The organism is Hymenobacter gelipurpurascens (genome assembly GCF_900187375.1).
In the GTDB taxonomy this organism is placed as follows: Bacteria; Bacteroidota; Bacteroidia; order Cytophagales; family Hymenobacteraceae; genus Hymenobacter; species Hymenobacter gelipurpurascens.
Map to the genome: position 1 here is coordinate 1,220,690 of NZ_FYEW01000001.1, position 19,694 is coordinate 1,240,383.

General features: G+C 54.8%; 20 protein-coding genes. 13 read left to right on the forward strand and 7 right to left on the reverse strand.

Annotated elements, in window-relative coordinates; all coding sequences use genetic code 11:
- Positions 1 to 166: 166 nt before the first annotated feature.
- Both cdd and CFT68_RS05180 read left to right on the forward strand, forming a co-directional pair.
- Positions 167 to 658, forward strand: coding sequence for a cytidine deaminase (gene cdd, locus CFT68_RS05175; protein ID WP_088843681.1), 492 nt, complete (start codon positions 167 to 169; stop codon positions 656 to 658).
- A gap of 132 nt (positions 659 to 790) precedes the next feature.
- Positions 791 to 1,453 carry an alpha/beta hydrolase gene (locus tag CFT68_RS05180; RefSeq protein WP_088842335.1) on the forward strand — a complete coding sequence of 221 codons (663 nt, stop codon included), beginning with the start codon at positions 791 to 793 and terminating at the stop codon, positions 1,451 to 1,453.
- A gap of 102 nt (positions 1,454 to 1,555) precedes the next feature.
- On the opposite strand, the gene CFT68_RS05185 is transcribed toward CFT68_RS05180, so the two are convergent.
- From CFT68_RS05185 to CFT68_RS05200, 4 genes are all read right to left on the reverse strand, one after another.
- Complete coding sequence (locus CFT68_RS05185) at positions 1,556 to 2,311, reverse strand: SDR family NAD(P)-dependent oxidoreductase (RefSeq protein WP_088842336.1); 756 nt, start codon at positions 2,309 to 2,311, stop codon at positions 1,556 to 1,558.
- Positions 2,312 to 2,321: 10 nt separating this feature from the next.
- The gene (porT, locus tag CFT68_RS05190; protein ID WP_088842337.1) at positions 2,322 to 3,155 is read right to left on the reverse strand and encodes a type IX secretion/gliding motility protein PorT/SprT; all 834 of its coding nucleotides are present in this window, start codon (positions 3,153 to 3,155) and stop codon (positions 2,322 to 2,324) included.
- A complete protein-coding gene (gene ubiE / locus CFT68_RS05195; RefSeq protein ID WP_088842338.1) occupies positions 3,104 to 3,832 on the reverse strand; it encodes a bifunctional demethylmenaquinone methyltransferase/2-methoxy-6-polyprenyl-1,4-benzoquinol methylase UbiE in 729 nt (242 codons plus the stop codon). The genes porT and ubiE overlap by 52 nt, the downstream gene beginning before the upstream one ends.
- A gap of 129 nt (positions 3,833 to 3,961) precedes the next feature.
- On the reverse strand, positions 3,962 to 6,223 hold the full coding sequence (locus CFT68_RS05200; RefSeq protein ID WP_170934701.1) for an OmpA family protein: 2,262 nt from the start codon (positions 6,221 to 6,223) through the stop codon (positions 3,962 to 3,964).
- Between the two features lie 442 nt (positions 6,224 to 6,665).
- Here CFT68_RS05200 and yihA point away from each other — a divergent pair, with 442 nt between their 5' ends.
- The 3 genes from yihA to CFT68_RS05215 all read left to right on the forward strand — a co-directional run bounded on the left by yihA (position 6,666) and on the right by CFT68_RS05215 (position 8,418).
- Positions 6,666 to 7,283 (forward strand): ribosome biogenesis GTP-binding protein YihA/YsxC, encoded by a 618-nt coding sequence (yihA, locus tag CFT68_RS05205; protein WP_088842339.1) that lies wholly within the window; start codon positions 6,666 to 6,668, stop codon positions 7,281 to 7,283.
- Positions 7,284 to 7,352: 69 nt separating this feature from the next.
- A complete protein-coding gene (locus CFT68_RS05210; RefSeq protein ID WP_088842340.1) occupies positions 7,353 to 7,778 on the forward strand; it encodes an energy transducer TonB in 426 nt (141 codons plus the stop codon).
- A gap of 28 nt (positions 7,779 to 7,806) precedes the next feature.
- Positions 7,807 to 8,418, forward strand: coding sequence for a DUF5606 family protein (locus CFT68_RS05215; RefSeq protein WP_088842341.1), 612 nt, complete (start codon positions 7,807 to 7,809; stop codon positions 8,416 to 8,418).
- A gap of 85 nt (positions 8,419 to 8,503) precedes the next feature.
- Here CFT68_RS05215 and fbp read toward each other — a convergent pair whose 3' ends face one another.
- The gene (gene fbp / locus CFT68_RS05220) at positions 8,504 to 9,532 is read right to left on the reverse strand and encodes a class 1 fructose-bisphosphatase (RefSeq protein WP_088842342.1); all 1,029 of its coding nucleotides are present in this window, start codon (positions 9,530 to 9,532) and stop codon (positions 8,504 to 8,506) included.
- A gap of 229 nt (positions 9,533 to 9,761) precedes the next feature.
- On the opposite strand from fbp, the gene CFT68_RS05225 reads away from it, so the two are divergent.
- The 7 genes from CFT68_RS05225 to CFT68_RS05255 all read left to right on the forward strand — a co-directional run bounded on the left by CFT68_RS05225 (position 9,762) and on the right by CFT68_RS05255 (position 16,382).
- On the forward strand, positions 9,762 to 11,039 hold the full coding sequence (locus CFT68_RS05225) for an aspartate kinase (RefSeq protein WP_088842343.1): 1,278 nt from the start codon (positions 9,762 to 9,764) through the stop codon (positions 11,037 to 11,039).
- 134 nt (positions 11,040 to 11,173) lie between these two features.
- Positions 11,174 to 11,635 carry a Fur family transcriptional regulator gene (locus CFT68_RS05230; RefSeq protein ID WP_170934702.1) on the forward strand — a complete coding sequence of 154 codons (462 nt, stop codon included), beginning with the start codon at positions 11,174 to 11,176 and terminating at the stop codon, positions 11,633 to 11,635.
- Between the two features lie 95 nt (positions 11,636 to 11,730).
- Complete coding sequence (locus CFT68_RS05235) at positions 11,731 to 12,369, forward strand: peroxiredoxin (protein WP_088842345.1); 639 nt, start codon at positions 11,731 to 11,733, stop codon at positions 12,367 to 12,369.
- 114 nt (positions 12,370 to 12,483) lie between these two features.
- Positions 12,484 to 12,978, forward strand: a complete 495-nt coding sequence (locus CFT68_RS05240; RefSeq protein ID WP_088842346.1) for a GNAT family N-acetyltransferase — start codon at positions 12,484 to 12,486, stop codon at positions 12,976 to 12,978.
- Positions 12,979 to 13,005: 27 nt separating this feature from the next.
- Positions 13,006 to 14,232 (forward strand): 3-deoxy-D-manno-octulosonic acid transferase, encoded by a 1,227-nt coding sequence (locus tag CFT68_RS05245; protein WP_245815282.1) that lies wholly within the window; start codon positions 13,006 to 13,008, stop codon positions 14,230 to 14,232.
- A gap of 119 nt (positions 14,233 to 14,351) precedes the next feature.
- On the forward strand, positions 14,352 to 15,278 hold the full coding sequence (gene rsgA, locus CFT68_RS05250; protein WP_088842348.1) for a ribosome small subunit-dependent GTPase A: 927 nt from the start codon (positions 14,352 to 14,354) through the stop codon (positions 15,276 to 15,278).
- A gap of 219 nt (positions 15,279 to 15,497) precedes the next feature.
- Positions 15,498 to 16,382: an NAD(P)-dependent oxidoreductase gene (locus CFT68_RS05255; RefSeq protein WP_088842349.1), complete on the forward strand. Its 885-nt coding sequence runs from the start codon at positions 15,498 to 15,500 to the stop codon at positions 16,380 to 16,382.
- Between the two features lie 247 nt (positions 16,383 to 16,629).
- Here the strand turns inward: CFT68_RS05255 and CFT68_RS05260 are convergent, their stop codons facing one another.
- The gene (locus CFT68_RS05260) at positions 16,630 to 17,268 is read right to left on the reverse strand and encodes a fasciclin domain-containing protein (protein ID WP_088842350.1); all 639 of its coding nucleotides are present in this window, start codon (positions 17,266 to 17,268) and stop codon (positions 16,630 to 16,632) included.
- Positions 17,269 to 17,469: 201 nt separating this feature from the next.
- Between CFT68_RS05260 and CFT68_RS05265 the strand changes: the two genes are divergently transcribed.
- Complete coding sequence (locus CFT68_RS05265; protein WP_088842351.1) at positions 17,470 to 17,931, forward strand: peptidylprolyl isomerase; 462 nt, start codon at positions 17,470 to 17,472, stop codon at positions 17,929 to 17,931.
- 163 nt (positions 17,932 to 18,094) lie between these two features.
- On the opposite strand, the gene CFT68_RS05270 is transcribed toward CFT68_RS05265, so the two are convergent.
- Positions 18,095 to 19,621 carry a sigma 54-interacting transcriptional regulator gene (locus CFT68_RS05270; RefSeq protein WP_088842352.1) on the reverse strand — a complete coding sequence of 509 codons (1,527 nt, stop codon included), beginning with the start codon at positions 19,619 to 19,621 and terminating at the stop codon, positions 18,095 to 18,097.
- Between the last annotated feature and the right edge of the window lie 73 nt (positions 19,622 to 19,694).

The following is a 19,694-nucleotide window of genomic DNA, read 5'->3' on the forward strand; positions in this document are numbered from 1 at the left end:
ATAATCGGAAAAACCCCGTAACCAATCTTAAAAACCCCGATGCAAGTCCCGGACACTGTCTCACCTTGCATTTAACTACTGAAACCCGAAGAATTTGTGGTACATTCACCGCCCCTTTCCACACTCCGGGGCCGCTATTCGGTACCGGAAAGCTTTCAGCCTATCGATGGCCCATCCCTTGCACCTGACCATCACCTTAGAAGTGGCTTCTGAAGCCGACCTCACCCCTGCCGAAACGGCTACCTGGCAGGCTGCCCGCGCTGCTACTGACCATGCCTACGCCCCCTATTCTCACTTTCATGTAGGAGCAGCGTTGTTGCTGGATGATGGCACCATTTTCCGGGGCACTAATCAGGAAAATGCCGCATTCCCGTCGGGTCTTTGCGCTGAGCGAACTGCTTTGTTCGGTCTAGCTTCTTCCCAGCCCGAGCGTAGGATTATCGGAATGGCGGTAGCGGCCCGTCCGGCGAATGGTGATTTTGTGGCCGTGTCGTCGTGCGGTGCCTGCCGGCAGGTAATGGCCGAGTATGAGCATCGGCAGAAACAAGCCATTCCACTGCTTCTGCCCGGTCCCGATGGCAGCATCTACCGCTTCCGCTCCCTCTCCGACCTGCTTCCGTTCGGCTTCAGCGCCGATGATCTGCCGGCGGCACAGTAGCAAAGCCTAAATCAGTGAAATGCCTCCTTGCACTGGCCTAGAGCTGGCACTTCTGCTGCTCTAGGCCAGTAAATACCGTGGTGGTGTATGCCTGCATCGGCTGACGCAGTGCTTTACTTTAGACAATTGCGAATGCCCGCGCAGGAACATCATTTGCCCGTGACGCGCACGGCGCGTTATTTCCAGTTGGGTACCCTCTCTGCGCATACTACCCAGGTGTGGATTGTCTGCCATGGCTACGGACAGCTGGCGGCCTACTTCATCCGCCACTTCGCGCACCTCACCGACGCTGATCCTACCCTTGTGGTTATTGCGCCCGAGGGCCTTTCCCGGTTCTATCTGCAGGGCACCAATGGCCGCATTGGCGCTACCTGGATGACGCGCGAAGACCGCCTAGCTGAGATTGAGGATTACGTGGCCTACCTCAACCAACTGGCTGAGTCGATTCTAGCCCATGTGCCGTCTGATGTTAGGCTGACGGTGCTCGGCTTTTCGCAGGGAGCGGCTACTGTCAGCCGGTGGTTGGCTCACTCTCCTTTTCGGCCGGCACACCTGATTCTGTGGGCAGGCGTATTCCCGCCGGATATGGACCTGACGGTGGCCAATAACCTATTGCAGCACCTACCCATTACGCTGGTCTGCGGCGATGAGGACGAGTTTATCAAGCCCACTGACCTGGCCTACCAGCGCACCTTGCTACAGCAAATGGGTGCAGAGCCCGAGGTTATCAGCTTTGCCGGTAAACACTCCCTTAATGCTGCTGTGCTGCGCCAGCTACACGGCCTAGGCCACTAAACAACCTGCGCTGTTCCGTATCAGCTGTCTTCTAACGCAACAAAGCCCAGCCTAATGGCTGGGCTTTGTTGCTTGTAAGTTGAATACCCAAAATTACACAGGCTATTTCGGATCTTTTTTGATGACAGTAGCCGCCCCTTGGGCAGCCGGCAAAATCAGGACCTCCGCAATGTTTACACGAGCCGGACGGGTAACCATGAACTGAATCACATCGGCAATGTCTTCGGCTTGCAACGGTTCAAACCCCTGATACACCGAAGCAGCGCGAGCAGTATCGCCCTTGAAGCGTACCTGCGAGAATTCTGTTTCCACTGCGCCGGGGTTTACCTCAGCCACCCGAATATTATGAGGCAATAGATCCAGGCGCATGCCTTTGCTCAAAGCAGCCACTGCGGCTTTAGAAGCGCAGTACACATTGCCATTCGCATAAGTCTCATGGCCCGCAATAGAGCCAATATTGACGATGTGGCCTACGTTTCGGCGGGTCATGCTGGGTAGCACTGCCCGGCTTACGTACAGCAAGCCTTTGACATTGCTATCCAGCATATCATCCCAGTCTTGTGGGTCGCCATCCTGAATAGAGGCCAAACCGTGGGCGTTGCCGGCATTATTGATGAGCACATCAATATCCTGGAAATCAGCCGGCAGGCTTTGCACAGCGGCTTCCACCGCTTGCCGGTCGCGTACATCAAACGTGAGCAAGTGGGTTTTTACCTGGCCTAGCTCCTGCGCCAGTTCCTCTAACCGCTCCCGACGGCGCCCGGTCAGTACCAATCGGAAACCATACTGGCCTAGCGCCAGCGCCGTAGCTCTCCCTATTCCGGAGGAAGCGCCGGTTATAAATGCAGTTTTAGTCATTTGAAGAAGGTTAGCGCCCCGACCAGATATTGAGGTATAGGGTCACTGTGTTGCTTTTCATGCTCTGCAAGCTCTGGCTGTATACATCGTTTCCTGGCTTGTGCAGGTTCGTTAAGCCATGAGAAAAGCGGAGTTCTGGAGAGAACTTGAAAAATGGATAGAACAGATCGAGGCCTACCCCATATTCCAGGGCAATGTCTTTGCTCTGAGCTTCCAGAAGGTCTACTTCAGCATCGGTTTTCCGTTTGCCAATAGTAAAGTTCGGTTTTACGCCTCCTACGATGTACACGCGGGTGTTGCGCCGCCGCTCCGATTTGAGCTTCAGCAGTACCGGCAGATCTACGTGCGTTGAGCCAATTTCCTGTGTTTGCTCCGATACCAAGCCTGTGTTGCCATCTACTTTGCCGGGCAGATTCCCGTTTCCGGTAAACTCTATGCGGCGCGTGATAAAGCTCACGCCAGGCGAAAAATTCAGGCTCAGATAATCCGTGAAGCGCACATCAGCCAGAAATCCAACCGACAAACCGGGGCTCACCAGTGAATTGGCCGATATCGACGGGTCTGGCAGGTTTGAACCCGACATAGGGGCCCGCTCAATTTTGTAACGCGAAATAAGCGGTGCTACATACAGGCCTAGGTGCAACGGCCGGCTATCGTAGCCGCGCAGGTTATCAACGGTTATGGATTTGACTTGTCCGTCGTTGCTCCGATTGGCACTGCTTCGGCTTCTTTTCTGCGCTTGAGCAGCAAAGGGAAGCGTGGCGGCAGCCAGAGCCAACACGGCCAGACGGCCTACTTTTGTGCGGTGTAAATGGAGCTGATGCCGAACGTGAGGGGTTGCCATGCAGGAGTAGTAAAGCCGACCTTACGTAGAATAGCCAAGAAATCGGGGCCATCCGGAAACGCCTGCACCGACTCGGGCAGGTAGGTATAGGCGGAGTTGTCTTTGGAAATCAGTTTGCCGAACACCGGCAGAATTTGCCGGAAATAGAAGTTGTAGGCCTGTTTTAGGGGGAAGGCCGTAGGCTTGGAGAATTCCAGCACTACCAGCTTACCACCTGGCCGCAGCACCCGCCGCATTTCCGAGAGGCCTTTTTCCAGGTTCTCGAAGTTGCGCACCCCAAACGAGGCCGTCACGGCATCGAAGTGATCGTCGGGGAACGGGAGGTTCTCCGAGTCGCCCAGTTCCAGCTGAATGCGGTTGGTGAGGCCTTTTTCCACCAGTTTGCGGCGGCCTACCTCCAGCATACCTTCCGAAATATCTACCCCAGTCACTTTAGCATCGGGTGTAGCGGCGCGTAGTGTTTCGATGGCGAAATCGGCGGTGCCGGTAGCAATGTCCAGAATGCGGGCGGGCCGCAACTGCTTGAGTTCGTTTACGGCTTTTCGCCGCCAGTAGATGTCCGTGCCCGCACTCAGGAAGTGGTTGAGGAAATCGTACTTACCAGCAATGCTGTTAAACATGTGCGCCACCTGCGACTTCTTGCCGGCGGTGTCGTCTTTGTAGGGTACTACGGCCATGGTGCTTGATGCGAAGAACGGCAAAACAAGGGCAAAATTGCCTCTTCATAACGCCAACTGCAGCATTATGTTAAAAAAAAGCGGGCCGGGCAAAGTGCCCGGCCCGCTTTCAGCTTGATTGGAAGACAATTAGTCGTTGTCGGTCTTCACTTTAGTCTTCGAACCATCGGCTTCTTTCACCTTCGAGTCGATTGTACCGTCCTTGGTTACGGTCTTGCTCTTCTCGTCGTTAGCGCCTTTGGTTTTCACTTTTACTTTGTCGCTGTCCTCGTCTACCTTGGTTTTCACCTTGGTGCCATCGGGCAACTTAGCCTTGCTCTTACCGGGAACCAGCGGAACCGTAGTACGGGTAGCGTCGCTGCTAGTGCCGGTAGTTGAGGTACCCGTTGAAGGAGTGCCTAAAGTTGCTCCGTTGTTGAGCTGCGGCATGGTCTCACCTTCTTTCACGATAACACGGAACTCTACACGACGGTTGAGTTGCATGTTATCTGGAGAATCGTTGGCAGCAGCCGGACGACGCTCGCCGTAGCTTACCGTTACCATGCGCGTCTCAGCAACACCCGACTTCTTCAGGTAGTTGTAAGCAGCATCTGCACGGTTCTGGCCCAGTACAATGTTGTACTCGTCGGTATTGCGCGAGTCGCAATGGCCTTCGATGGAGATGTTAACACCAGGATTCGCTTTCAGGATGTTGCTGATGTTGTTCAGCTCCTGAATCGACTCGGGGCGCAGCTTGTACTTATCGGTATCGAAGTAGATCTTCTTGAATTGCGCAGCCATCATCGACGTGGTGTCGATGTAGTCCACGTAGAAGTTCTTCTCTACAATCGTCGAGTCGTTGGTTGAAATCGGCACAGCAAATTCCTGCGTCTCGATGTTCTTACCATCTTTCGATACAGCTACCTGGTAAGTACGGCCCGAAAGCACGTTTACCGAGTAATCGCCGGTTTCGGGTTTGGTTACATCGCGGTAGCTCAAAGCCGTTTTATCGGCCTGGGTACCACTGAACACCAGCTCCACACCCGGAATTACCGTGCTGCTGTCGCGCTTGCTGAACACCTTACCACGAATGATGGCGTTCTTGATGTAGTTAATGGTGTAAATATCTTTCTCACCATAGCCACCAATGCGGTACGACGACAAGTAAGCATAGCTACCATCAGGGCTCAAACGATAATAGGTGTCATCGTCGGGCGTATTCACGGGGTAGCCCATGTTTTCGGCACGGCCCCACTTATTACCTACTGAATCCCAGTCAGACTTGAAGATATCGTAGCCACCCATGGTGTTGTGGCCACGCGAAGCAAAGTAAAGGCTTTTACCATCGCGGCTCAGGAAAGGACTATCGTCATCATACAGAGTATTGATAGCGCTGCCAATTGATTTGGCAGGGCCCCAGTCTCCACCCGGCTGGCGGGTAGCATAGTAGATATCCAGCGTACCATCTTCAGAATATTTACCAGTTGAGAAGTAAATAGTCTTACCATCTGGCGTGATGAAGGCGTCTGACTCAAACGCTTTGGAGTTGATGTTGCCATTCAACTTCTTCGGCTCGGTCCAGTCGCCACCTGAGCGCTCAGAATAGAAGATGTCACCGTTCTCGTCCTGACGATACATCAACATCTTAGTGTCGTTATCGAACACCTGGATGGAAGCATCGTGGCCTTTGCCGTTCAGGGCGCCGCTCAGTGAGCGTGGCTTCTCCCACTCTTCATCATTGATACGCTTGGCTTCAAAGATGTCCTCGTAGTACTCGCCGTCAGAAGCAACGTTGCCTTTGTCCTTAGAGCCCGTGCTGCCAGCACCCGTTACGTTTTCGCCACGCGAAGTGAACAGCAGGAGTTTGTCGTCGTTGGAGATAACAGGACTGTGCTCGGAGTACGGCGTGTTAATCGTCGGGCCCAGGTTTTTCACGAAGATATCCTTGGGGCTGTTGAACTGCACTTTAGCATTTTTGCTGTGCTGAATCAATTGCGCCAATTCCTTCTTGCGGGTATCCTTGCTCTTCAGGGTAGTGTTGTACGCCTGGAAGTGCGTGATGGCCTCGTCGAAGTTGTAGTTCAGGTGGTCCACACGGCCCAACCAGTACTCTACGTCCTTCGAAACCTTTGGCTTCAGCTTTTGGGCCTTATAGATATAGTCACTTGCTTTCTCCTTGTCAAAAGACATGTAAGCAATACCGGCCCGGAACAAAGCCAAAGCGTTGTTGGGGTCACTGGCTAAAACTTGCTCGTAGAAAGGGATAGAAGCCCTATAGTTCTCCTGATCAAAGTACTTATTGGCAGTCTTGAGCTGTTTGCGCGTGCTTTGGGCCAGGGCAGGTTGGGCCACAGCCACCGTCAGCGCGAGGGCGCACGAGGCTTTCAATAACCTTCTGACTAAGTTGTCCATTGGAGGAGGGGTTAGGGAAATAAGGAGTTGCAAGGGAGAAATGTAAGAATATCGGCCACTAATTCGTAGCAGCGATTTTCGTGAGTTGCCTCTTATACTGAAAATAGGTTCCAGGGTTAAGCACTCTACTGCAATTTTATGTCGGCAAACCAAGAATTCTTATGCTTGAAGCCTTCACTGACAAGAGTTACATAGCCACGGAGTAAGCCAATTTGCGGGCAAAGATAGAAATTTTATAATACGACCTTTGCCGTATCCTATTAATGCAGTCAAATCAATCGATAAAATTGAAATATTTAGACAGTTGTGCATTTACTGTTTTTGTCTTAGCAACTGCGCAAATATAGGCCTGCTTCTTAAATCACAATATTTTTCTTAAAAAATGATGCCTGGCCTATAGCCGGGTAATTGGCTACCTTTGCTTTTTCTTACGCCGACGCTTATGATTATCCGGGAAGCGAAATTTCTGATGAGTAACTCCCGAGTGGAGCAGTGCCCCGACCCTACCATGCCTGAGTATGCCTTTATTGGCCGCTCCAACGTGGGAAAGTCGTCTCTTATAAATATGCTTACTGGTCAGAAGGGATTAGCCAAAACCTCTTCTCTTCCTGGTAAAACTCAGCTTATCAACCACTTCGTAATTAATAACGAATGGTTTCTAGTGGATTTACCAGGTTATGGGTATGCAAAAGTCAGTAAGGATGCGCGGGTTCAATGGGGCCGTATGATTAATTATTATTTACATAAAAGAGAGAATTTAACATGCGTATTTGTACTGCTTGATTCGCGCCATACGCCACAAGCGGTGGACCTGGAATTTATGGAATCATTGGGCGCTGGGGGAATTCCTTTTGTTATGGTTTTCACAAAAGCCGACAAACTTTCTGGCTCCCGCGCGCACCAAAACGTAGTGGACTACCTGCGTAAGATGGAGGAAACATGGGACGAGCTGCCGCGTCATTTTGTGACTTCAGCTGAAGAAAAAACAGGGCGAGACGAAGTACTCAATTTCATTGAGGAGGTGAATCGCCAACTGGCCGAAGAGGCACAGAATGCCTAAATTGGCCCTGTAATTGCCTTACCTAGGCCAGGTCATTCTTTCTTGTATTTTCCTCTCTTTTAGCTCTTCATGAAAAAGCTTCCCCTTCTACTGGGTATAGGCCTAGCCGCTCTCACAGCTCCGGCCATGGCTCAAACCAAAGCCCCCGCTCCCGCACAGGAAGCTCCGGCACATGCGGCCAAAGTTATTCCGGTGGCCGAGTACTATCCTGGCGGCCAAGAGGCCATGTATGCCTTCATCGAAAAAGAACTGAAGTATCCGATTCTGGCTCGTCGTAACCGCATTCAGGGCCAATGCATTGTGAGCTTCACGCTCAATACCGATGGTACCATGTCGGGTATCAAGCTGGTGAAGCAAATTGGCGGTGGTTGTGGCGAAGAGGCCCTGCGGGTGGTGCGTTTGCTGAAATTCAACAAGCCTGACTATGCCGTGCTAACCAGCTTGCCTATTGTATTTAAACTGCCGGCTCCGGGCCAAGCAGCCGCTACTGAGTAACTTTGCACTTTCAACAACTGTTTTTCCTATGCCCTACGACCTGAAGGAAGTTGCCGCTATTAGCGGAATGCCCGGTCTGTACCGTCTTCTGAAGCCTACCCGTGCGGGTGTTATCATTGAAGCGCTTGACGAGCGGGGCACCCGCTCTGTGGCCTCGGCCCGCAACAAGGTATCACTGCTGCACGAAATCTCTATCTACACCCAGGATTACGACCAGACGGTTCCGCTGACGGAAGTGTTTGACCGTATTTACCAGAAGTACGGCACCGATCTGCCGTTGTCCAACAAATCGGACGACCGGGACCTGACGGCTTTCATGGGCGACATTATTCCGGATTATGACCGCGACCGGGTGTACATGTCCGATATCAAGAAGCTCGTGACCTGGTACCGCGCCGTAAGCACCCGCCTGGAGTATCAGGCTCCAACTGCGGAGGAAACGACTGAGGAAGCTTCTGCTGATACCGCTTCGGCTCCTGCCAAGGCAAAGAAAAAGGCCGGCAAGAAGGATGATGAGCCTGCCAAGGACGAGGCCATGAGCACGGCCGGCATCATTCCTGCCACCGAGGAAACCAACGCCGAAGGCAACCCGGAAGCAGCGACTTCCGCTAAGAAAAGCAGCAAGAAAAAAGCGGAGTAACGCTTTCTTCTTCCCAGAAAGAAATAAAAAGCCTCCCGAAGCATTTCGGGAGGCTTTTTATTTCTTGGGGTGGTTGGATAGTGGCCTAGCTGTTGGCTACCGCATCGTGGGAGTGTTCCTTGGCCAGCAGCTCTTCGGCTTTGTCTACCAGCTCGGGCGAGCCAATGAAAAGCGGGCACCGCTCGTGCATATCGCGGGGTTCAATTTCCATGGTGCGCTGGCGCCCGTTGCTGGCTTTTCCGCCGGCCTGTTCTACAATAAACGCCAATGGATTGCACTCATACATCAGGCGCAGCTTGCCGTTGGGAGCTTTTGCCGTGGGCGGATAAATATAGATGCCGCCTTTCAGCAGGTTCCGGTGGAAATCGGCTACAAGGGAGCCAATATAGCGCGCCGAGAAGCTGTTGTCCTTGCAGTAGGCCACAAACTCCGTTACGCCTTGTGAGAAAGACTCTGAGCTGCCTTCATTTACGGAATAAACAGCACCCGTTTTGGGAGTCAGGATATTCGGGTGCGAAAGGAAAAACTCACCCAGGGAAGGCTCATACGTGAAGCCGTTTACGCCATTGCCGGTGGTGTACACCATCATGGTGCTGGAGCCATAAATAACGTAGCCGGCAGCCACCTGGTGCGTGCCGGGCTGCAGGAAATCCTGGCTGTTGCCCTCACTGCCGGTGGGTGATACGCGGCGGTAAATGCTGAAGATTGTCCCGATGCTTACGTTAACATCAATGTTGGAGGAGCCATCTAGGGGGTCAATGGCCACTACATACTTGCCTTGGGTGTTGCCGGTCTGGATAACGTCCTCATCCTCTTCGGAGATGATGGTGCAGACTTCACCGCCATTGCGCAACGCCCTGATGAAGCGAATGTTAGCAATAACATCGAGCTTCTGCTGGTCTTCGCCCTGTACGTTCCGGTTGCCGTAGGCGCCGGCAATATCAATGAGGCCTGAACGGTTGATTTCGCGGTTCACGATTTTAGCGGCCAGCGCAATATCGCGCAGCAGCTGGGAAAGCTCGCCGGTGGCATAAGGAAAGTCCTCCTGCTTGCGCATGATGAAACGGTCCAGGGTGGTGCCAACGGGTAGCGCCAATTTGTCGTGGTGATTCATAAGAAAGTGGGATGTGCGGGTGGTGGGTGTCCAAAATTACATCTTTCTTCCGGGCTTTGAATAAGCTGAATAAGGCAGCTCCTGATCTGGTGGGCTATTTCACACCGAAGAAAAGTGGCCTAGGGAGGTTTCGGTCACCAGGAAAACGAAGTTCTGAAACAGGCCACTCCGCGTGCAAAAAGTCGCGCGTATATGGGCCCTTGTTGGTCTTCGCCCTACATTTGAGGCCATGCAAAACTCGCATCCTCTACACGTATATAAGTTTGGCGGTGCCTCGGTGAAAGATGCCGCCGCTATTCGTAACCTGCGCCACATTGTGCAAACGACGGGAGTTGGCCGGCAGTTGCTCATTGTGGTTTCGGCGATGGGCAAAACGACCAATGCGCTGGAAGATCTTTTTCAACTGGCCTACAGCGGGCAGGAATATGGTGAGAAACTAGCCCAGCTTACGGCTTTTCACCAGGGAGTAGCCCGTGAGCTGTTTGCCGGAGCTGATGACCCGCAGGTACAGGAACTGCTTGTGCAACTCCAGGACCGGCTCGCAACGCTTACGCCCCATGATGACTACGACAAACAGTACGACCAGATAGTCAGCTTCGGGGAATTGCTGGCTACGCGCATTGTGGCGCGGGCCCTGGATGCGAAGTGGCTTGATTGCCGTCCGCTGCTGCGCACCGACCATACTTGGCGGGAAGGCCGCCTCGACTGGCCTACGACGGAACGCAACCTCCGCGCGGCGCTGCCCTCCTTGTTGCAGCAGGGCTCCGTCGTGACGCAGGGTTTCCTGGGCGGTACACCCAGCGGCCATACTACCACACTCGGCCGGGAAGGATCTGACTACACTGCCGCCATACTGGCCTATTGTCTCGATGCCGCGGCGGTTACGATCTGGAAAGACGTGGCCGGGTTGCTCAATGCCGACCCTAAAGTGTTCCGCGATACTGTGCGCTACCCTGAGGTCAGCTACCAGGAAACCATTGAAATGGCTTATTACGGGGCTTCGGTTATTCACCCCAAAACCATTAAGCCGCTGGCCGTACGCCAGATTCCGCTGTTGGTAAAGTCGTTTCTGGACCCCACGGCCGAGGGCACCAAGATTCATAATTGCCGCCATAGCCTGCTGGTACCGGCCTACATCCGCAAAACCGGGCAGTGTCTGGTGTCTTTTGAGTCGAAAGACCTGACTTTTATCTCGGAGGAAAATCTGGAGGTGATTTTCGGCGCCCTAGCGCAAGTACGCCTCAAGATTCATCTGATGCAGAACTCCGCCATCAGTTTCTCCGTGTGCACCGACTTCTCGGCCTACCGACTGGAGAAATTGCTAGGCCTGTTGCGGGAGCAATTTTCCATTCATTACAACACGGGCCTCGATCTGTACACCATCAAAAACTACAACGCCGCCAGCATTCGTCGGCTTACCGAAGACCGGGAGCTTCTGCTGGAACAACGTACACGTCAGACGTTTCAGTTCGTATGTCGCACCGATACCCACGAGCACCTGCGCTGATAGGTCTAGGGCCAAAGGGCCTTTTACTGAGCAGCCGACTTTAGGCTGAAAAGCGCTTTTCTGACGCTTCTGCAAACATTACTTGCCCGCTTGAAGCGTATCTGCGTATCTTTGCGGAGAATCATTCTTATCTGGTGAGCCTTTCTTCTGATCCTGTTTTCTCGTCTGCTCTGCCCACGCATGGGCAGTTGCGTGGCCGTTTGACACAGGCAGGCCTTCGCGCCACCCGTCAGCGCCTCGTGATTCTGGAAAGCCTGCTGGTACTGCCGGGGCATCCTACAGCCGAGCAGGTTCATCGGCGGGTTGCGGCCCAGTCGCCGACTATTTCGCTGGGCACGGTGTACAAGGCGCTGGATTCCTTTGTGGCCGCCGGGCTCACGCGGCGAGTGGCTTCGGCCGAAGGCTCTTCTAGGCGCTACGATGCTGACTGCTCGGAACACCATCATTTGTTTTGCACCGCTACGCAGGAGATAATCGACTACTGCGACCCGCAGCTGGACCAGCTCATCCGGGAATTTTTCGCCGAGAGAGGCCTACAGAACTTCCAGCCCCACTCCTTTTCTCTCCACATCACGGGCGTGAAAAACCAAGGCTGAGCTTCAGCATCCAGCATCTTTCTCCTTGATGCAGCCGCGGCTCCTCTCCTTTTCAACTGACTTACTTTACCTTTTTTACTTAAAATCTGAGACTCATGGCAGTTCTTGTTGGCAAACGCGCTCCTTCTTTCAAAGCCACCGCTGTTATCGACAGCGAGTTTGAGGAGGAATTTTCTCTCGACCGTTACCTGGGCAAGAAGCACGTCATTTTCTACTTCTATCCCGCCGACTTCACGTTTGTGTGCCCAACTGAAATCATCGCGTTCCAGGATCGTCTGGCCGATTTCGAGGCAAAAGGGGTTGCTATTGTTGGCTGCTCCACTGACACGCACTTCTCGCACTTCGCCTGGCTGCAAACCGCCCGCGACAATGGCGGTATTGAAGGCGTAACGTACCCGCTGGTGGCTGATGCTACCAAGACCATTGCGGCTAACTACGACGTATTGGGCGGCCACTACGACTACAACGAGGCCGGCGAAATGACCTTCGTGGGTTCTCCCATGGCCTACCGTGGTCTGTTCCTGATCGACAAAGACGGCATTGTGCGCCACCAGGTAGTAAACGACGGTCCGCTGGGCCGCAGCATCGATGAAGCCATGCGCATGGTAGACGCGCTGCAGTACTTCGAGAAAAACGGCGAAGTATGCCCCGCAAACTGGGAAGAAGGCAAAGAGGCCATGGCCGCAACCCGCGAGGGCGTAGCCAACTACCTCGGCAAACAGGCCGCTCACTAAGCGCCCTCGGTCTTCTAGGCCACTTGTTGCTCCAGAAAAAAGCCTCAGCCTAAGCGGTTGGGGCTTTTTTGATGGGTATACCGGGAAGGAAGCAGAACCGCTTACTTTTGCACCATGATTCTTCGCCAAGCCACAGCTGCGGACGTTCCGCAGATTGGGCAGCTCTTTTACGATACCATCACGCAGGTAAACTCCCGCGACTACTCGCTGGCCCAGGTAGAGGCGTGGCGTGGAGGCTGGCAGAATACGGCCGGATGGGAAGAGAAAGTAGCGGCGCAGCATTTTCTGGTGGCCGAAGCACCTGATGGAAGCTTGTCGGGCTTTGGCTCCCTCTGCCCCACCACTGGCCTGCTCGACTTTCTGTTTGTGAGTGCCCACTGCCAGGGCCAAGGCATTGCCCGGCAGCTTGTGCAGGCATTGCTAGGCCACGCTACCGCGCTCGGCCTTACGGCCGTGCACACCGAGGCCAGCCTTACTGCACGGCCCTTTTTTGCGCACTGCGGCTTCCAGCAGGTGCAAGAGCAGCAGCCCATCATTCGGGGCGTTGCCTTAACCAATTTCCGTATGGTCAAGCCATTGGCCGTCCCTCCACTTTCTACGCCTCTATAACCGTTGCTTTTCCTTTATTCAGTTGGTGTGCGCGCCTATGCCTTGCTGCTGCAGCTAGTAGCTCCCTTTGTGCCGAAAGCAGCACGTTGGGTGGAAGGCCGGCGTGGGCTCCTAGGCTACATCCGGGAAGCGCTGCGCCACGAAACGGCGCCGCTGGCCTGGTTTCATTGCGCTTCTCTGGGCGAGTTTGAACAGGGCCGCCCCCTCATGGAGGCATACGCCGCCCAATATCCGCAGCACAAAATTGTGCTCACGTTCTTCTCGCCTTCCGGCTACGAGGTGCGCAAAAACTGGGCAGGTGCGGCTTACGTGTTCTATTTGCCTTTGGATACCGCTTACAATGCGCGCACCTTTCTGGATGCAGTGCAGCCCAGGCTGGCGGTATTCGTGAAGTATGAATTCTGGTATTACTTCCTGAGTGAGCTAAAACGCCGCCAGATCCCGACCATCAGCGTATCGGCTATTTTCCGGCCCGAGCAGAACTTCTTCAAGCCCTGGGGCGGCTTCTTCCGCCGGATTCTGGGCAATTTCACCCACATCTTCACCCAAAATGAAGAATCGGTACAGCTGCTGCGTGCGGTGGGCCTGAAACAAGCCAGCCGCGCCGGCGATACGCGCTTTGATACGGTAGTACGGACGGCTGAGGCGCAGCCCCGCTCCCTGCCCGTAGTAGAAGCATTCGTGCTGGATTTTGCGCCCGTGTTCATTATCGGCAGCAGCTGGCCCGAAGACCTGCCCACGCTCACGCCATTGCTGGAGCAATACCAGCAGCAGCTCCGCTTTATTGTGGCGCCCCACGAAATCAGCGAAACTAACCTGCGCCTTGTAGAGCAAGCGTTGCCCAACCAGGTGGTGCGCTACTCCCAGGCCGATCTGGCTACCGTAGGCCAGTTTCGGGTGCTGCTGATGGACAACGTAGGCCTGCTTAGCCAGCTCTACCGCTTTGGCGAGTACGCGTACATTGGCGGTGCCTTCGGCAAAGGCCTGCACAATACGCTTGAGGCGGCGGCCTTCGGCTTGCCCCTCTTCTTCGGACCTACCTTCGATAAATTTCAGGAAGCCAAAGACCTGGTAGAGCTCAACTGTGCTTTTCCCATCGAAAAGCCCGGCGACCTACTCCGTAGCTTCGGGTTTCTTTACAATGACGAATCGGCCAGGCTGCGGATTCTCGACGACAGCCTCGAATATGTTCACCACAGCAGCGGAGCCACGGCCCGCATCATGCGCTGGCTTGAAGGTGAAGTGGTGAGCTAGTGAAATAACGAGATGAATTTTCCATCTGTGCCACTTGCGCAGTCTAGGCCAGTAGAACCTAAATCTCACCCATTCACTAGCGCCCCATCTCACCACTTCACCATTTCACCACTTCCCTCATGACAGGTATTGTTGTTAAATCTACCGGCTCCTGGTACGTGGTGCGCGAGTTAGGAAACGGGCAGCTGCACCGCTGCCGACTGCGGGGCAAATTCAAGAACAAAGGTCTGAAAGTGAGCAATCCGCTGGCCGTTGGCGACCAGGTGGACTTCACAGTAGAAGAGCAAACCGAAGGCGCCGGCGTAATTCATCACATCGAGCCCCGCCGCAACTACATCATCCGCCGCTCGGTGCACAAGAGCGAGCACGCCCACATTGTGGCCGCCAATCTCGACGTAGCCATGCTGGTCGTGACACTGGCTTCGCCGGCTACGTCGTTTGGGTTTATTGACCGGTTTCTGGTGACGGCAGAGGCCTATCATATTCCCGTCACGCTCATCTTCAACAAAACCGACCTCTACGACGAGGACCTGACCGATTATCAGGAGCAGATTGCCAAGATGTACCTGCGCATCGGTTATCCCAGCGTGCGAAGCTCGGCTCAGACAGGCGAAGGCGTAGCGGATATCGATGCGCTGCTGGATGGAAAAGTGACGTTGCTTTCGGGCCATTCGGGCGTGGGCAAGAGCACCCTTATCAATGCACTGGTACCCGACCTCGACCTGAAAACCGCTGAAATCAGTCAGTTTTCTGATAAAGGCGTGCATACTACCACCTTCGCCGAGATGCTGGAAGTGCGCCCCGGCACTTATCTGATTGATACGCCCGGCATTAAGGAGCTAGGCCTGGTAGATGTGAAGCCGGGCGAGCTGGCGCACTATTTCCCCGAAATGCGCGCCTTACTCAACCAATGCCGCTACCACAATTGCCAGCACACCCACGAGCCTGGTTGCGCCGTGCGCGAAGCTGTAGACAACGGCAAAATTGCCCTGCCCCGCTACGACAGCTACGTGAGCATGCTACAAGGCGACGACAACCGGCGGTAATAGTGATACGCTGAGGTGGTGAGCCTGCCGTTCTGACTGCGCAGCTTAAACGAGTGGCCTACACGGCGTGGCAGTCTCGCTTTACTCCCTTTTTGCTAAAGCACGTATGCTAGGAAGTCCTTTTGGGCTGTGCTTCCCAACAACAAGGGAGCTTACAGGGCCCCAGGTATGGCAGCATAGTCCAACCCACTATTTCACCACCTCATTAGTTCACCTCAAATGTCGCATTCCGTTGCCTTTCTGGGCCTCGGCAGCATGGGCTTGGCTATGGCCACCAATCTGCTAAAAGCCGGACACCAGCTTACCGTTTATAACCGCACTGCCAGCAAGGCCGAGCCGCTGCAAAAGCTTGGCGCCACCGTAGCCCATACACCCGCCGAAGCAGTACAAGGTGCCGATTTCGTTTTCTCGATGGTGACCGATGATGCGGCCCTGGAGGAAATCTGCACTGGCGCTGAGGGCCTGCTCCCCGCCCTAAAACCCGGCGCTATTCATGCTTCCTGCAGCACGGTGGCCCCCGCCACCAACCGCCGCCTGGCCGAGGCACATGCCCAACACGGCACTCACCTCATTGCCACGCCGGTATTCGGTAAGCCCGATGTGGCCGCCGCCGGCAACCTGTGGCTAGCCTCGGCAGGCGCAACGGCCGAGGCGCGCGAGAAGCTTCGGCCCTTGCTGGATGCCGTAGGCCAAGGCACGCACGATTTTGGTGATGATGCCGGCGCGGCTAACACTGTAAAGCTCTGCGGAAACTTCTTACTAGGCGCGGCTATCGAGGCCATGGCCGAAGCATTCACACTGGCCCAGAAGAGTGGCCTAGAGCGCAAGCAGGTGTACGAATTTTTCACCAGCACCATCTTCAATACGCCCATTTATAAGAGCTACGGCAAGCTGATTGCCGAGCGCCATTACCACCCGGTCGGCGCCGCGCCTGCCATCATCCGCAAAGACCTGCGCCTCGTGCTGGATGAGTCGCGCGCGCAGGTAGCACCTATGCCGTTTGCCAACATCATCCACGACAACCTTTCCACCACCGTTGCCAAGCAGGAACAGGTAGACTGGGCCGGGTTTGCTGAACGAGCAGCCGAAAATGCTGGCCTCTAGGCCAGTCAGCAAGCATAGGAAGCACACAAACTGAATTCAAAAAAGCCTGGCATCCTGAGCTAGCAAAGGATCTTACCACGCGTGACCGACTGGCCTAGCGCCTCGGGCTGACGTGATAAGAGCCTTCGCCAGCTCAGGATGCCAGGCTTTTTTTGAGGATACCACAATTTTACTTACTGCCCCCAAACGCAAAAAAGCCCGACTGAAGCAGCCGGGCATTTTCAACCAATCAGGAAATCTAAAGGGGTTACTTGCCGCTTGGCAGCAGTACGTTGTCGATTACGTGCGTGACACCATTGCTGGAGATTACGTCGGCAATAGCCACGTTGGCGTTATTGATCATCACTTTGCCGTCTTTCACCGAGACTTTAATTTTCTCGCCGTTTACGGTAGTCAGCTCCTGGCCGTCTTTGAGGTCTTGCGCCAGCAAGCGACCCGCTACTACGTGGTACGTCAGCACACCTTTCAGCTTGTCTTTGCTTTCAGGCTTCAGCAGGCCATCGAGGGCACCTTTTGGCAGTTTGTCGAAGGCCTCGTTGGTGGGCGCGAAAACGGTGAAGGGACCCGTGCCGCTCAGCGTTTCAGCCAAACCAGCAGCCTGTACAGCTTTCACCAGCGTCGATACGCTTTTGGCCTGCACCGCATTCTGCACAATGTTCTTGTCGGGAGTCATGGCCACGCCATCTACCATTACACCTTCAGGCTTGGCCATCCGGGCCGAGTCCGTCATCATGGCCGCTGAGTCGACCGTGGTGGTGGTCATGTCCGTTTCGGTGGCAGTGGTAGTTGTTTCGGCGGTTTTGTTGTCGCCGCAGCTGGTGAGGCCTAAGGACAAAGTGCCAACTGCTAGCAGGGCGAGCGTGGTGGTACGCAGGGTCTTCTTCATAAGAAGCAGGAACAGGGTTTGGTAGTAAGATGAGAACAGTGCGAGGCCTGCCCGATGCGGAACAGAAACTCAACAGATGCTTACGAAACTCTATATAGCCTTGGATGTTTAGCCCTTGGCATTTTGGCTACCTTTGCGGCCGCTTTCCGCCAGCGCAGCCGCGCTTGCGTATAAACGCAACAACCATTTATTTCCCCATCCATGAAAACTGCCGAAATCCACACCAACAAGGGTGTAATGAAAGTGGAGTTCTACGAGCAGGACGCTCCGAACACCGTAAAAAACTTCACTGATCTGGCCAAAAAAGGCTTCTACGACGGCCTGAAGTTTCACCGCGTTATCCCGAATTTTGTGATTCAGGGTGGCTGCCCCAACTCGCGCGATGGTGCCAAAGGCACGCCCGGCACGGGTGGCCCCGGCTACAAAATCGACTGCGAGCTAACCGGCGACCATCAGTACCACGAGCGCGGCGCCCTGAGCATGGCCCACGCCGGCCGTAACACGGGTGGCTCGCAGTTCTTCATCGTGCACGACCGCCAGAACACCGCCCACCTCGACCGCAACCACACCGTATTTGGTAAAGTGGTAGAAGGCCTGGACATCATCGACCAGATCAAAGCCAACGACGAAATCCAAAAGATTGTAGTGAGCGAGCAGGCCTAGGCCAGTCCGTTAGCATAACACAAAAAGCCCCGCGCACCAATTGGTACGCGGGGCTTTTTTGTGTTACTCTGAACTCAGTTAAGGATCTGGATTACGCATAAGAAGCTAATCCAGATTCCTCACTACGCTCGGAATGACAGCTTAGGGTGTTATTCTGAGTGGCCTAGCGGCGGCGGCCGCGCTGGGGCTTCTCGTCTTCGTCCTCGTCATCATCCTCGCCGAAGCTGGGCATGGTGAACATGGAAGAGAGCAGATCCTTGAACTGCGCGCCGGCGGTGAGGCGATTTCTGGAAATCAGGCTGTACTCAGAGAGGCCGTGCAGCAGGAATTCCATCAGGAAATAGGTGGTTTCCGCGTCCTCGTTGGGGTGCAGCTCCTTCACGATGTCGCGTAGGCCAGGTACCTGATCGAGGGCGGCGCGGTAGTCCTTGCTGGAGGCGTCGTGCAGAATGTCCACGGTGTGGCCAGTGCCAAACCACTCCTGCACCGTTTTGTAGGGCGAGGGGCGGCCTTTCAGCTTCTTGGCCTTATCAGGGTCGGGGAAGTAATTCAGAAACAGCGTCCGGATGGCTTTGCCCATAAGCTTCTCGGCCACAATGCCCGCTCCCTCCTGCTCGCCTTCATACACCAGCTCTACCTTGCCTGTTACGGCAGGTACCGCCGAGATGAAGTCGGCGACACGCACGTAGGTTTTCTTCTCGCCATTGATGAGCGCCCGGCGCTCAGCCCCAGCCACCACTTGCTCGAAAGCCGAGATAGTCAGACGGGCCGATACACCCGATTTGGCATCCACGAACTCGGAGCCACGCGCCTCTACGGCCACCTGCTCCACCAAATCGTGCATGATTTCGTTGGTAGTCACCATGCCTTTCTGCGCTTCCTTGATGCGCGCTTCCTGCTTGGTGATGCGCTTGCCGATTTCAATCGACTTAGGATAGTGCGTGATGATCTGGGCGTCGATGCGGTCCTTCAGCGGCGTCACGATAGAACCCCGGTTGGTGTAGTCCTCGGGGTTGGCCGTGAACACAAACTGGATATCCAGCGGCAACCGCACCTTGAAGCCCCGAATCTGGATGTCGCCTTCCTGCAGAATGTTGAACAGCGATACCTGAATACGGGCTTGCAAATCGGGCAGCTCGTTTATCACGAAAATGCCGCGGTGTGCCCTCGGGATCAGGCCGAAGTGAATAACGCGCTCATCGGAATATGGCAGCTTCAGCGTAGCGGCCTTGATGGGGTCAGCATCGCCGATGAGGTCAGCTACCGATACGTCGGGCGTGGCGAGCTTTTCGGTGTAGCGCTCATCGCGGTGCAGCCATTGTACGGGCGTTTCGTCGCCTTTCTCCGCAATGAGGTTTTTGGCAAATACCGACAGCGGCTGCAAAGGGTCGTCGTTCAGCTCGGAGCCGGCCACTACGGGCACGTACTCGTCTAGGAGGCCTACCAAGAGGCGGGCAATCCGGGTTTTGGCCTGGCCGCGCAGGCCTAGCAGGTTGATGTGGTGGCCCGCCAGAATAGCGCGCTGGAGTTCCGGAATGACGGTTTCCTCGTAGCCAAAGATGCCGGGAAATACTTCTTCCTTGCTTTGGAGCTTAGTTATCAGATTATCGCGCAGCTCCTGCTTTACAGAACGCGGCTGGTACCCACTGGCCCGCAGTTGGCCCAGCGTACGAATAGATTCTTGTTTCATCGGGAGTTAGAAAGGGGAGTTAGGCCCCGGCACTGTTAACCGCCGAAGTACGGCAGAGGTTCAGGCCAGCCTT